This is a genomic window from Peterkaempfera griseoplana (assembly GCF_001418575.1).
GTDB lineage: Bacteria > Actinomycetota > Actinomycetes > Streptomycetales > Streptomycetaceae > Peterkaempfera > Peterkaempfera griseoplana.
The window spans coordinates 1-12,435 of record NZ_LIQR01000567.1 but is presented as its reverse complement, the minus strand read 5'-3'; the positions used below and the strand labels follow the sequence as shown (position 1 = coordinate 12,435).

Annotated in this window: 11 protein-coding genes and 1 pseudogene; 6 read left to right on the top strand and 6 right to left on the bottom strand. The window is 73.3% G+C overall.

Annotated elements, in window-relative coordinates:
* Positions 1 to 251, bottom strand: a pseudogene (locus AOK09_RS41205) (hypothetical protein); the annotation flags it as partial.
* 477 nt (positions 252 to 728) lie between these two features.
* Here AOK09_RS41205 and AOK09_RS32855 point away from each other — a divergent pair.
* Positions 729 to 935, top strand: coding sequence for a proteinase inhibitor I78 (locus AOK09_RS32855; RefSeq protein WP_055590872.1), 207 nt, complete (start codon positions 729 to 731; stop codon positions 933 to 935).
* A 7-nt stretch (positions 936 to 942) separates the two neighbouring features.
* Here the strand turns inward: AOK09_RS32855 and AOK09_RS32850 are convergent, their stop codons facing one another.
* The 5 genes from AOK09_RS32850 to AOK09_RS32830 form a co-directional block, all read right to left on the bottom strand.
* Positions 943 to 1,827 (bottom strand): phosphatase PAP2 family protein, encoded by an 885-nt coding sequence (locus tag AOK09_RS32850; protein ID WP_245687590.1) that lies wholly within the window; start codon positions 1,825 to 1,827, stop codon positions 943 to 945.
* Positions 1,828 to 2,238: 411 nt separating this feature from the next.
* Complete coding sequence (locus tag AOK09_RS32845) at positions 2,239 to 2,994, bottom strand: SDR family oxidoreductase (protein WP_055590871.1); 756 nt, start codon at positions 2,992 to 2,994, stop codon at positions 2,239 to 2,241.
* 57 nt (positions 2,995 to 3,051) lie between these two features.
* A complete protein-coding gene (gene fabG, locus AOK09_RS32840) occupies positions 3,052 to 3,819 on the bottom strand; it encodes a 3-oxoacyl-ACP reductase FabG (RefSeq protein ID WP_055590870.1) in 768 nt (255 codons plus the stop codon).
* Between the two features lie 212 nt (positions 3,820 to 4,031).
* Positions 4,032 to 5,246 (bottom strand): acyl-CoA dehydrogenase family protein, encoded by a 1,215-nt coding sequence (locus AOK09_RS32835; protein ID WP_055590869.1) that lies wholly within the window; start codon positions 5,244 to 5,246, stop codon positions 4,032 to 4,034.
* Positions 5,247 to 5,249: 3 nt separating this feature from the next.
* The gene (locus AOK09_RS32830; RefSeq protein ID WP_055590868.1) at positions 5,250 to 6,281 is read right to left on the bottom strand and encodes a phosphotransferase family protein; all 1,032 of its coding nucleotides are present in this window, start codon (positions 6,279 to 6,281) and stop codon (positions 5,250 to 5,252) included.
* A 195-nt stretch (positions 6,282 to 6,476) separates the two neighbouring features.
* Here AOK09_RS32830 and AOK09_RS32825 point away from each other — a divergent pair, with 195 nt between their 5' ends.
* The 5 genes from AOK09_RS32825 to AOK09_RS32805 all read left to right on the top strand — a co-directional run.
* Positions 6,477 to 7,097, top strand: coding sequence for a TetR/AcrR family transcriptional regulator (locus AOK09_RS32825; RefSeq protein ID WP_079063618.1), 621 nt, complete (start codon positions 6,477 to 6,479; stop codon positions 7,095 to 7,097).
* A gap of 212 nt (positions 7,098 to 7,309) precedes the next feature.
* Positions 7,310 to 8,206: a MarR family winged helix-turn-helix transcriptional regulator gene (locus tag AOK09_RS37120; protein WP_063796140.1), complete on the top strand. Its 897-nt coding sequence runs from the start codon at positions 7,310 to 7,312 to the stop codon at positions 8,204 to 8,206.
* Between the two features lie 148 nt (positions 8,207 to 8,354).
* A complete protein-coding gene (locus AOK09_RS32815) occupies positions 8,355 to 8,624 on the top strand; it encodes a hypothetical protein (protein ID WP_055590867.1) in 270 nt (89 codons plus the stop codon).
* A 370-nt stretch (positions 8,625 to 8,994) separates the two neighbouring features.
* Entirely contained in the window at positions 8,995 to 10,878 is a 1,884-nt protein-coding gene (locus AOK09_RS32810; RefSeq protein ID WP_055590866.1) for an ABC transporter transmembrane domain-containing protein, read from the top strand.
* Positions 10,875 to 12,435 (top strand): ABC transporter ATP-binding protein (locus AOK09_RS32805; RefSeq protein WP_055590865.1); only part of this gene is annotated, 1,561 nt, incomplete at its 3' end. The genes AOK09_RS32810 and AOK09_RS32805, both read left to right, overlap by 4 nt.

Here is a 12,435-nt window from a genome sequence, read left to right as displayed (position 1 = left end):
GCCCGGTGGGGGTGGTGGGCGCCGGGGTTCGCGCCCCCGCTGACCGCCCGGCCGCGGCGGTTGCCGGCCAGGTCGCAGAGGAGCGCCCGGGTGGTGGTGCCGCCCACGTCCAGACCGAGCACCAGAGTGGCGGAGTCCGGTGGGCCCGCCGGGATGCCGGAGGGGGAACTCCCGAGCCGGTCGGGGGCGCCGCGGTCCGGGTCGCCGCGGCCGGATGCACTGCGGTCAGGGGCGGAGCCGGTCTGGTGCATCGCTGCGGTTCCCCCGGGGAGCGGCTGGTGTGGTGCCCGTGCTGGCCACACTGTGCCAGTCCGCACCTGGCGGCACCACCGTTCGTGGCAAATCCCGCGGTGACCGCCCGAAAGCCCGGCGGCCGGGCACCGGCGGCGCGGGGTGCGGTGCCTCCATTTGCCTGACCGCGGAATGCGTGGTGTGCGCACAATTCACCCGGCGCGGCCGGGAGTCGAACGGTGCGGCGAATTCCGCGGACGGTACGGGGCGGCCACCGCCGGCCCCGGACATTTCCCGGGCGAAACGCGGAACCTCCCCGCCAGGGGCACCGGACATTCACGGCCGCCGCCGGTCCGGATTGCGGCGCGGCGCAGTCCGGCGCGTCTTCCGCCGCGCAGCGGGCAGGCATAGCGTGGCGAAGGCAACAGAGGCTGTCGCGGGGGTGGCAGCGTACGCAGGGTGCTGACCGGCACCCCCGATCGAGTGAGGACGCAGAGATGTCCGACATTCCCGAACCGCCGCAGGACGACCCGGAGGGCTATCTGGGGCTCCCCGCCGAGCAGGCGGAGACGACCGCCAGGGCACGGGGGTGGACCGCGGTGCGGGTGGTGCCCCGCGACGCCCTGGTCACCCTGGAGTACCGCGTGGGACGGATCAACTTCGCGGTGGATGCAGGCCTGGTGGTGCGCTGCTGGACGGGCTGACGGCAGGTCAGCCGGGAACGCCCCGGTGGCCGGTCGGACGCTCCGGCTGGTCGTCGGAGAAGCCGCCGACCCCGGCCAGTTCGTCCTGGACCGCCTGGTCCCAGCCGGACCAGCCGGAGGCCGCCGCGGGGGCGGGGGCCGGCTGCGGCGCGCCCCGGCGGCCCTGCCAGAGCTGCCGGATACGGTCGTCGACGGAGGCGATGACCGGCTCGAAGAGCGGCAGCACCAGCAGCACCAGCACCCCGGCCGTCCAGCCGGCGAACACATCGCTGATCCAGTGGGTGCCCAGATAGACCGTGGTGAGCCCGATGGAGGCGGCGGTGAAAGCGGCGACCAGTGCACCGGTGCGGCGGAACCGGACCGCGAGATAGGCGAGGACGCCCCAGGTCACCACCGAGTTGGCGGTGTGCCCGGAGGGGAAGATCTGGCCGCCGGCGAAGAGTTCGGGCGATCCCAGGTAGTGCGCGTAGTGCGGACCCAGCCGGCCGGTGACGATCTTCACCGCGCCGACCGTCATGTTGAGCAGCAGCAGCGCCGTCGCCATCACCAGCAGCGGCCGCATGCTGCGCGCCCGGTGACTGCGCCACACCAGCCAGACGCAGGCGACGATCGCCGAGGGGCCGCGCTGGCCGGCGACGATCCAGACGTTGAGGTACGGCAGCAGCTGCGGCCAGCGCTTGTAGGGCCTGACCAGCATGGTGTCCCAGTCCAGGGCCACCATCCAGGAGTTGGTGAGGACGCCCACGACCACCACCGCGTACAGCACGATGACGGCGCCGAAGAGGACCTTGTGGGTGCGCGTCAGCGGCGGCCAGCGGCGCTCCTGCGGCCGCCCCGCGACGTCTTGGTCCGGCCGTCCGAGCGGAGCGGCGTCGTTCGTCTGGGTACGCACTCCCTTGACGTTACAGCCCGTGACACTGCGCTCGTGACCGACCGGCCCTTCGTAATGACGATGTGACCTGATCGACTGTGTTAGCGGAGGATAAAGAAGCAGGTCTGCGAGGTGCACCGGCGGGAATGTGACGAGAATCATCCCGGCGCGGTGCGAGTTGCCGCCGACTCGGGTTTCCATGGCTTGCGGCAGGGATGTCCGATTCCGCCGTGGACATCCGCCGACGTCTGGTCCCCTGCGGATCGGGAGGGTTGGGTCCGGAATGCGGCGGGGGCTGTTCGCGGGTGTACCGATTCCGGAGCGTGCCGTCCGCCGGAATTTCCCGGAACGAAACACGGAGTTCCGCCGGCATTTCTCTCTGGCGCCGGGCGGGCCGCACCCCGAGGGGTGCGGCCCGCCCGGCGGACCCGTTCAGCCCAGCCCGCCGCCAAGGGTGAGGCCGCCGTCCAGCACCAGCGTCTGGCCGGTGATCCAGGAGGCCTGGTCCGACAGCAGGAACGCCACCGCGCCGCCGACGTCCTCCGGGACGCCCAGCCGCTTCAGCGGGTAGGCGGCGGCCGTCTCCTCCTCGTGTCCGGCGAAGAGCGCCTCGGCGAAGCGGGTCTTCACCACCGCCGGCGCCACCGCGTTCACCCGTACCGCCGGCGCCAGCTCGTACGCCAGCTGCTGGGTGAGCTGCACCAGGGCCGCCTTGCTCGCCCCGTACATCCCGATGCCGGGGGCCGGGCCGAGCGCGCTCACCGAGGAGACGTTGACGACGGCCCCGCCGTGCTCCCCCAGCCACGCCCGGTGCACCAGCTGCACCCAGCCCAGCGTGGACACCACGTTGATGTCCAGGATCTTGCGGGCCGCATCCAGGTCGAGGTCGACCATGGAGCCGAACACCGGGTTGGTGCCCACATTGTTGACCAGGGCGTCGATCCGGCCGAAGTGCTCCATGGCCAGACCGACCGCGGCCTCCCGGTGGGCCGGGTCATGGCTCTTGCCGGCCACCCCGAGCGCGTGTCCGGGGCCGCCGAGCTGCTCGACGGCCTCCTCCAGCGCCTTGCCGTCCCGACCGGTGATCACCACCCGGTCGCCGCGGGCCACCAGGGCCTCGGCGACCGCGAAACCTATGCCGCGGCTCGCCCCGGTGACGAGCGCGACGCGCCCGCTCTGCTCCGTCATCCGTCCGTACCTGTCTTTCCTGAGGTGTGGTTGCTGCTTCCCGGGGGCCGGGGAGCGTCAGTCCAGCGGCCCGCCGGCCACATAGACCACCTGGCCGGAGACAAAGCCCGCGCCCTCGCTGACCAGGAAGGAGATGGTGTGGGCGATGTCGTCCGGGACGCCGACCCGGGCCACCGGGATCTGGGTGGCGGCGACCTTCTTGAACTCCTCGAAGTCCATGCCGACGCGGGCGGCGGTGGCGGCGGTCATGTCGGTGGCGATGAAGCCGGGGGCGACCGCGTTGGCGGTGATGCCGAACTTGCCCAGCTCGATGGCCAGTGTCTTGGTGAAGCCCTGCAGTCCGGCCTTGGCAGCGGAGTAGTTGGCCTGCCCGCGGTTGCCCTGGGCGGAGGACGAGGAGAGGTTGACGATCCGTCCGAACCCGGCGTCCACCATGTGCTTCTGAACCGCCCTGGTCATCAGGAAGGCACCCTTGAGGTGCACCCCCATCACGATGTCCCAGTCCGACTCCGACATCTTGAACAGCAGGTTGTCGCGCAGCACACCGGCGTTGTTGACCAGCACCGTGGGGGCGCCCAGCTCGGCGGCGATCCGGTCGACGGCGGCCTGCACCTGCTCGGCGTCCGCCACGTCGGCGCCCACCGCCAGCGCCCGGCCGCCCGCGGCGGTGATCCTGTCGACGGTCTCCTTGCCCGCGGACTCCTCCAGGTCCACCACCGCGACGGCGAAACCGTCGGCGGCCAGGCGGACCGCGGTGGCGGCGCCGATGCCGCGGGCGGCCCCGGTGACGATGGCGACGCGGGGGGCGGTGCTCTGCTCGGTCATGTGGTTACTCGCATTCCTTGGAGTCGTTGCCTGTGGGTGGTTGCCTGCGGGTCGTTTGTCTGCGGGTCGTTTGTCTGCCGGTCGTTTGTCTGCGGGTCGTTGTCTGAGGGGCGTTGCCTGCGGTTCGTCGTCCGTACGGCGGTCCGGGGTGGAGCGGGGTACGGAGCGGGCCGGCCCGGTGTCAGGGCCGGGCCGCACCGCATCCGTCCGGCTCAGGCGGGCTGATGACGCCTGAGCTCACGGCGCGCCAGCGACCGCCGGTGGACCTCGTCCGGACCGTCGGCGAAGCGCAGGGTGCGTGCCCCCGCCCACAGCCGGGCCAGCGGGAAGTCCTGGGACACCCCGCCGCCGCCGTGGGTCTGGATCGCCTTGTCCAGGATCCACTCCACCGCGGCCGGAGTGGCGATCTTGATGGCCTGGATCTCGGTGTGTGCACCCCGGTTGCCCACCGTGTCCATCAGCCAGGCGGTCTTCAGCACCAGCAGCCGCAGCTGCTCGATGCGCACCCGGGACTCGGCGATCCACTCCTGGACCACACCCTGCTCGGCCAGCGGCTTGCCGAAGGCGCTGCGCTCCAGGGCCCGGCGGCACATCAGCTCCACCGCGCGCTCGGCCGTGCCGATCAGCCGCATGCAGTGGTGGATGCGGCCCGGACCCAGCCTGGCCTGTGCGATGGCGAATCCCTCGCCCTCACCGGCGATCAGATTGGCTGCGGGCACCCGCACATCCTCGAAGAGCACCTCGCCGTGGCCGCCGTGCGGTCCGTCGGTGTAGCCGAAGACGGTCATGCCGCGGACCACCGTGACACCGGGGGTGTCGCGGGGCACCAGGATCATGGACTGCCGGCGGTGCCTGGGCGCGTCCGGGTCGGTCCGGCCCATCACCACGAAGATCTCGCAGGCCGGGTCCATGGCGCCGGTCGACCACCACTTGCGGCCGTTGATCACGTAGTGGTCGCCGTCCCGCTCGATCCGGGTGGCGATGTTGGTGGCGTCGGACGAGGCCACCTCCGGCTCGGTCATGCAGAACGCCGACCGGATCTCGCCCTCCAGCAGCGGCTTCAGCCAGCGGTCGCGCTGCTCGGCGGTGCCGAACTCGGCCAGCACCTCCATGTTGCCGGTGTCCGGTGCCGCGCAGTTGAGCGCCTCCGGGGCCAGGTGCGGACTGCGGCCGGTGATCTCCGCCAGCGGTGCGTACTGGAGATTGGTCAGCCCGGCGCCGTGGTCACCCGGGAGGAAGAGGTTCCACAGCCCGCGGCGGCGCGCCTCGGCCTTGAGGCCGGCCATCAGCGGCGGCCGCGCCCAGGGGTCCCCGGCGGCGGCCACCTGCTCCTCGAAGAGCGGCTCGGCCGGGTACACCACCTCGTCCATGAAGGCCAGCAGCCGGCCGCGCAGCTCCTCGGTACGGCTGTCGTAGGCGAACTCCATCGGTCAGGACCCTTCCGTCAGGAGGGACTCCAGCGCCGCCGCGACCAGCGGCGGCACCATGGCCCCGATGTGCGAGAAGCCGCCACCCACGGTCTTGCCCTGGGTGAAGCGGTAGTGGATGCCCTCGGCGATGATCGCCAGCTTGTAGCGGGCGAAGGCCACGTACCAGGGCAGCGGGGTGGTGTCGAGGCCGCTGCGGTCGGCGTACCGGGCCACCAGCTCGGCCATGGCGGGGAAGCCGGCCCCGGCGCTGACCGCCGAGGACACCGGGTTCTGCGGCACCTCGCGGGCGATGTCCCAGTACACCTGCATCAGCCCCAGGTCGGCGAGCGGGTCGCCCAGCGTCGCCATCTCCCAGTCCAGTACGGCCGCCACCCGGTCGTCCGGTCCGAAGATCGCATTGTCCAGCCGGTAGTCGCCGTGCACCACGGCGACGCGCTGGACCGCCGGCACCGAGCCGCGCAGCCGCTGGTACAGCTCCTCCATGCCCTTGATCTCACGGCTGCGGGACGCCTGGAACTGGCGCTGCCAGCGCTCCACCTGGCGCGCCATGTAGCCCTCCGGGCGGCCGAAGTCGGCGAGGCCCACCTCGGCGGGGTCCACCGCGTGCAGCTCGCCCAGCACGTCGACCAGGTGCGCCGACAGGCGGCGGGCGCGGGCCGCGCCCAGGTCCGCGGTGTCCTCGGCGGTGCGGTAGACGGTGCCGTGGACCTCCTCCATCAAGTAGAAGGGGGCGCCGAGCACCTCGGGGTCCTCGCACAGCAGATGGGTGGCGGGCACCGGTACGGCCGTTCCGGACAGCGCCGTGATCACCCGGTACTCCCGGGCCATGTCATGGGCGGTGGCGAGCACATGGCCGAGCGGGGGGCGGCGCAGCACCCAGCGGGAGCCGCCGTCGCTGACCGTGTAGGTGAGATTGGACTTCCCGCCGGCTATCAGCCGGGCGGAGAGGGGACCGGCGGTCAGACCGGGTTGGGCCTGCGTCAGATGGGCGTGCAGCCGGTCCAGGTCGAGGCCCGGGGGCTGGTCGGCCATGGGTGCCGTCCTTTCGCCGCGGCCGGGCTGGTCCCGGCGCCGCCCCGTCACCATACCGACCAGTAGGTATGTCCGCTAGAGTGGCACTGTGCGATCCACCCGGGGAGAGGAGTCCAGGTGACCGACGCCCGCCGCAGACCTGCAGGGGAGCCACCGGCCCGGCCCCGGCCCGTACGCTCCGCGCTCCCCGGGACGCTGCGCCCGGACACCCCCGGCCGGGCCCCGCGCGGGGACGCGGAGGCCGCACTGCCCGTCCAGGCGCGGCTGCTCGCCGTCGCCAGCTCCCTCTTCGCCGAACGCGGCTTCGCCCAGACGTCGGTGCAGGACATCGTGGAGCGCGCGGGCGTCACCAAGGGCGCGATGTACCACTACTACTCCGCCAAGGACGACCTGCTCCAGGAGATCTACACCCGGCTGCTGGAGCTGCAGACCCGGCGGCTGGCCGAGATCGCCGCGGGCGGCGGCCCCGCAGCCGGGCGGCTGCGCGCCGCGGCGGCGGACGTGGTGGTGACCACGCTGGACCACCTGGACGACGCTGTGGTCTCCATGCGGTCCATGCACATGCTTCCGCCAGGCCGCCAGGCCGCCGTGCGCAGCGGGCGCCGTCGCTACCACGAGCGGTTCCGGGCGCTGGTGGAGGAGGGGCAGCAGGCCGGGGAGCTGCGCCCGGAGGTCTCCGCGGACCTCGTGGTGCACCAGTTCTTCGGCGGGGTCCACCACCTGGGCACCTGGTACCGGCCCGACGGCGAGCTGCGTCCGGAGGAGATCGGCCGGACATTTGCGGATCTGCTCCTACGGGGGCTGGCGATCGGGTGAAGCTCCTGTGGAAGTAAGGAGCAAAACTGGCCGATGCCAGAACAAGCGTTTACTATGCCGCCAGACCTGGCAGATCAGTCGGACATTTGTATAGTGTCCGCCAGCAGCCGTCGGCTGCTCGGCGGAGCTCCCAGGACTGCGGGACGCCGGCACGCCGTTACTGCGCCCCCCGACGGACACGAGCACGTCGGGCGCGACATGGGGACGGACTCATGGTGCTGGGGGAGATCGAGATCGCCCGTACATTCGAAGGCCCGCTGAAGGCTCCCGGCCATCTGATCCGGGTGGCCCAGCAGGTGCACACCCGGCTGTGGGCGGAGCAGGTCGGCGCGGAGCTGACGGCCCCCCAGTTCGGGGTGCTGCTCGCCCTGGCCCTGGAGCCCGGCTCGGACCAGCGGACCGTGGGGGAGCGGGCGTCGCTGGACAAGGCCACCATGGCCGAGATGGTCGGCCGGCTGGTGCGGCGCGGGCTGGTGCTGCGCCGCCGCGACCCCGCCGACGGCCGCCGCAAGCTGCTGGCCCTCTCCCCGAGCGGCGCGCAGCAGGTGCGCGAGGCCACCGCGGGAGTGGTGCGCGTCCAGCGGATGCTGTTCGAGCCGCTCGACCAGACCGAGCAGCAGGACCTGGTCGCCCTCCTCGGCCGGATAGCCCGGCTGGAACCGGTCGCCGTCGCCGCGCTGGCCGAGGCCCGGCCGCTGCTGGACGCCCAGCGGGCCGTCGGCTATCTGATCCGGGTCGGCCAGCAGGTGCACACCCGGCTGTGGAACGAGCACATCGGCGCGGACCTCACCGCGCCCCAGTACGCCGTGCTGGAGGTCCTCTCCCTGGAGCCCGGCATCGATCAGCGGACCGTGGGGGAGCGGGCCTCGCTGGACAAGGCCACCATGGCCGAGATGGTCAGCAGGCTGGTGCGGCGCGGCCTGGTGCTGCGCCGCCGCGACCCCGCCGACGGCCGCCGCAACCTGCTGGCCCTCTCGCCGGTCGGCCAGGAGGTGCTGGGCCGCTGCGCCCCGGGGGTCGACGAGGTCCAGCGGCTGCTGCTGGAGCCGCTGGACGAGGCCGAGCGGATCCGGGCCATGGAGCTGCTGCGGAAGACCGCACGGCTGTAGCGGACGGCCCTCCTCACCACCAGAGGTGGCCGGCAAACCTGCCGGAAATGTGATCTCAGCAACGCTCCCCAGCGGAATCCGCTGGTGGGAGCGGTGCGGGCAAACAAAGGCGAGCCCGGCTGTCGGTGACACTCCATAGAATCACCACATGTCGTCAGTCCTGTCGAACCCCGGAGATCTGAGCCACCTCGGTGCCCTCGGCGACCTCCAGCGTGCCGTGGACCGCGCCAACGACGCGGTGCGCGCCTACGTGGCGGAGGTCGAGGGTGAGCTGCGGCGATGTGGCGGCGCTCAGCAGGGCGCGCGTCCCTCCTGGAGCGACCGCCAGTCGGCCACCCTCGCCGACCTGCAGGGCGTCTACCTGGTGGCGCTTCAGGCGCTGTGGACGGCCTCCAAGGAGCTGGACACCGCCGCCTGAAGCGGCCCCGGGGGCAGCGCCCCCCAAGGTGACAAGCCGTGACCGGAGGGAAGCGGCCGTTCACCCCCGTCCCGTCGATCGAGCGGTGCCGTCGCAGGGAGTCTCCCGGCGGCGGCACCGCACAGTTGTCCACAGGCCCGGAAAACCGGTTGCGGTTCGGCGCCGTGGCGGGCACGCTCGGTGACCATGGCGAACTCCTGACATCTGCCGCCGCCCGGCAGTGACCCGGCCGGCCATCCTGCACCGTCTCCCCCACCAGACCCGGCCGTCCAGCACGGCGGGGTTCTCGGCACGCCTCCGTACGGCCCGCACCGGGCGTGTGGCGGGCGCCGGCCACCGCACCCCCGACCGCACCCCTCAACGGAGCGTCATGTCGCTCATCCAGCTGCCGATGTCCGACCCCGGCAGTCCCGACCTCACCTCACCATCGCGCTTCCTGCGCTGGCTGCGCCGCTCCCAGCGGCGCGGACAGCTGCTGGCCGTCCTGTGGGGCGTGCTGCAGATGGGCGCCCAGGCGGCCATCCCGCTGCTGATCGGCCGGGGCGTCCAGGCCGCCGTCGACCGCGACCCGGACGCCATCTGGCTCTGCGGCGCCGGCGCCTTCCTGCTGGGCGCCGTCCAGGCCGCCGCCGCCACCATGCTGCACCGCCAGGCGGTGTGGAACTGGATCACCGCCGCCTCCCAGATCCGCCAGCTGGTGGCCCGTCAGGCCTCCAGACTCGGCGGAGGTCTCTCCCACCGCATCGCCACCGGCGAGGTCGTGGCCGTCAGCTCCGGCGACGTGGAGAAGATCGGCTGGTTCGTCGAGATCACCGCCCGGCTGTGGGCCGCCGTCGCCGTCTGGCTCGCCGTCTCCGCGGTGGTGCTCGCCCGTCAGCCCGTCCTCGGCCTCGCCGTCCTGCTGGGTGTGCCGGTGCTCGCCGTCTCCATCTGGCCGCTGATCGGCCCCTTCGAGCGCCGCTTCGACCAGCAGCGGTCCCTCGGCGGCAAGGCCAGTGAACTGGCCGCGGACACCGTGGCCGGACTGCGGGTGCTGCGCGGCATCGGCGGGGAGGAGCTCTTCCTCGCCCGCTACCGCGAGGCCTCGCAGAAGGTCCGCGCCGCAGCCGTACGCGCCGCCCGGGTCTGGGCCGTGATGCGGGCCCAGCAGGTGCTGCTGCCGGGCGCTTTCGTGGTGGGCGTCACCTGGTACGGCGCCCATCTGGTGGTCACCGGCGCCATGGGCATCGGCGAGCTGATCGCCGTGTACGGCGCCACCGCGTTCCTGGCCGGACCGCTGCGGGTGCTCGGCGAGGCCGCCCACGCCTGGACCGTCGCCCGGGTCTCCGCCGGGCGCGCCGTCAGGGTGCTCAGCCTCGCCCGTACCGACGGCGGCGGTGAGGCCGGCACCGCCGTGCTCAGCCCCGACCGGGCGGCCCGCTCCGACCTCCACGACCCCGCCACCGGCCTCACGGCCGCCGCGGGCCGGCTGACCGCCGTGGTCTGCGGCGACCCCGATGTGGCAGGGGCGCTGGCCGAGCGGCTCGGCGGCCATCTGCCGGGCGCCGCCCGTGCGGACGGCGCGGACCACGACCCCGCCGATGCGGCGGAGCGGCGGACCACCGCGGTCAGCCTGCCTGCGACGGCGGAGGACCCCGCGGCGGCCCAGGACGGCCCCCGCGCGCCCTCGGCCCGGCTGGGCGGCGTCCCCCTGGACGCACTGCCGCTCGCCGACGCCCGCGCCGCCGTGCTGGTCCACGACAAGGAACCGGTACTGCTCTCCGGCACCCTCGCCGAGCTCTTCGCCGTCCCCTCCTCAGGCCGGGTCACTCCCCCCGAGGCACTGGCCGCCGTCCGCGCGGACGACGCCCTCGACGCCCTGGTGGACAACTCCCCCGAGTCCGGCGGCGACCCCATGCGGTCGCGGATCACCGAGCGCGGCAGATCGCTCTCCGGCGGCCAGCGCCAGCGCCTGGCCCTCGCCCGCTCGCTGGTCGCCGACCCGCCGGTGCTCGTCCTCGACGAACCCACCAGCGCCGTCGACGCCCACACCGAGTCCCGGATCGCCGACGGCCTCAAGGAGATCCGCCGAGGACGCACCACCGTGGTCCTCGCCACCAGCCCGCTGCTGCTGGACCGCGCCGACCAGGTCGCCCTGGTGCAGGACGGCAGAGTGGTCGCCACCGGCACCCACCGCGAGCTGATGCACACCGAGCCCCGCTACCGCATGGTGGTCACCCGCGAGGAGACCGCCGCCCTCGAGGAGACCGTATGAAGCCCCCGGCCGATCCCGCGGCCCAGGAACGCGAGGCGGCGAGCCTGCTGCCGGTGGGCTCCCGGGCCGCAGTACGCAGCTATGTCCGTCTGCTGGCCTCCCGCCACCGGGGACGCTTCGCCGCGGTGGTGGGCCTGCACGCCGTGGGCGCCGTGGCCGGACTGGTCGGCCCCTGGGTCCTCGGCCGGCTGGTCGACCAGCTGGACTCCCACACCACCGAGGGCCGGATCGCCCAGGCGGCCCTCTGGTACCTGCTGGCCCTCGCGGTGCAGTCCGCCTTCACCGGCATGTCACGGCTGCGCGCCGCCGTCCTCGGCGAGCAGGTGCTCGCCGACCTCCGGGAGGACTTCCTGGTCCGCTCGGTGGCCCTGCCGCCGGGCGTGCTGGAGCGGGCCGGCACCGGAGACCTGGTGTCCCGCGCCACCACCGACGTCGACCGGCTCTCCCGGTCGGTGCGCGACGCGATGCCCGAACTCTCGGTGGCCGTGGTCTCGGTGCTGCTGGTGCTCGGCGCCCTCGCCCTCACCTCACCGCTGCTCGCGCTCACCTCACTGGTCGGCCTCCCCGTGCTGCTGGCCGGCTCCCGCTGGTACTTCCGCCGCGCCCCGCAGTCGTACCGCGCCGAGTCGGCCTCCTACGCGGCCGTCAACACCGTCCTCGCCGAGACCGTCGACGCCGGGCGCACCGTGGAGGCGCTGCGCCTCGGCGACCAGCGGGTCGCCCTGACCGACCAGCGGATCCGCACCTGGCTCTCCTGGGAGCGCTACACCATGTGGCTGCGCACCCGGTACTTCCCCACCGTCGACCTGCCCTACGTCCTGGCGACCGTCGCCACCCTCACCCTCGGCGGCGTCTACACCCTCCACGGCTGGCTGGGCGTCGGACAGCTCACCGCCGGGGTGCTCTATGCGCAGATGCTGATCGAGCCGGTCGACCTGATCCTGCGCTGGTACGACGAACTGCAGGTGGGGCAGGCCTCGCTGGCCCGGCTGGTGGGCGTCCGGGAGATCGAGGACACCGAGGTGGACCACACCATCGCACCCGACGGCCGCCGGGTCCGCGCCGACGAGGTGCGCTTCGGCTACCGGGAGGGCGCCGACGTGCTGCACGGCATCAGCCTGGACGTCCAGCCGGGCGCCCGGCTGGCGCTGGTGGGGCCCTCGGGGGCCGGCAAGTCCACCCTCGGCCGGCTGCTCGCCGGCATCTACGCACCGAGGCGCGGACGGGTCACCCTCGGCGGTGCGGCGCTCGCCGAGATGCCCGCCGAACGGGTCCGCTCCCATGTCGCCCTGGTCAACCAGGAGCACCACGTCTTCGTGGGCACCCTGCGGGACAATCTGCTGCTCGCCCGCCCTACCGCGGACGACAGCGAGCTGCGCGAGGCTCTGGACTCCGTCGACGCGGGGCCGTGGGTCGAGGCACTGCCGGCCGGCCTGGACACCGAGGTCGGCTCCGGCGGAACCGCCCTCACCCCGCCGCAGGCCCAGCAGCTGGCACTGGCCCGCCTGGTCCTGGCCGACCCGCACACCCTGGTGCTGGACGAGGCCACCTCGCTGC

Bases quoted from the DNA above. Each gene is read 5' to 3' on its own strand.
- AOK09_RS32815 (WP_055590867.1), top strand. From the start codon at position 8,355: ATGTCGTCAGTCCTGTCGAACCCCGGAGATCTGAGCCACCTCGGTGCC.
- AOK09_RS32830 (WP_055590868.1), bottom strand. From the start codon at position 6,281: ATGGCCGACCAGCCCCCGGGCCTCGACCTGGACCGGCTGCACGCCCAT.
- AOK09_RS32845 (WP_055590871.1), bottom strand. From the start codon at position 2,994: ATGACGGAGCAGAGCGGGCGCGTCGCGCTCGTCACCGGGGCGAGCCGC.
- AOK09_RS32835 (WP_055590869.1), bottom strand. From the start codon at position 5,246: ATGGAGTTCGCCTACGACAGCCGTACCGAGGAGCTGCGCGGCCGGCTG.
- AOK09_RS32855 (WP_055590872.1), top strand. From the start codon at position 729: ATGTCCGACATTCCCGAACCGCCGCAGGACGACCCGGAGGGCTATCTG.
- AOK09_RS32810 (WP_055590866.1), top strand. From the start codon at position 8,995: ATGTCGCTCATCCAGCTGCCGATGTCCGACCCCGGCAGTCCCGACCTC.
- AOK09_RS37120 (WP_063796140.1), top strand. From the start codon at position 7,310: ATGGTGCTGGGGGAGATCGAGATCGCCCGTACATTCGAAGGCCCGCTG.
- fabG (WP_055590870.1), bottom strand. From the start codon at position 3,819: ATGACCGAGCAGAGCACCGCCCCCCGCGTCGCCATCGTCACCGGGGCC.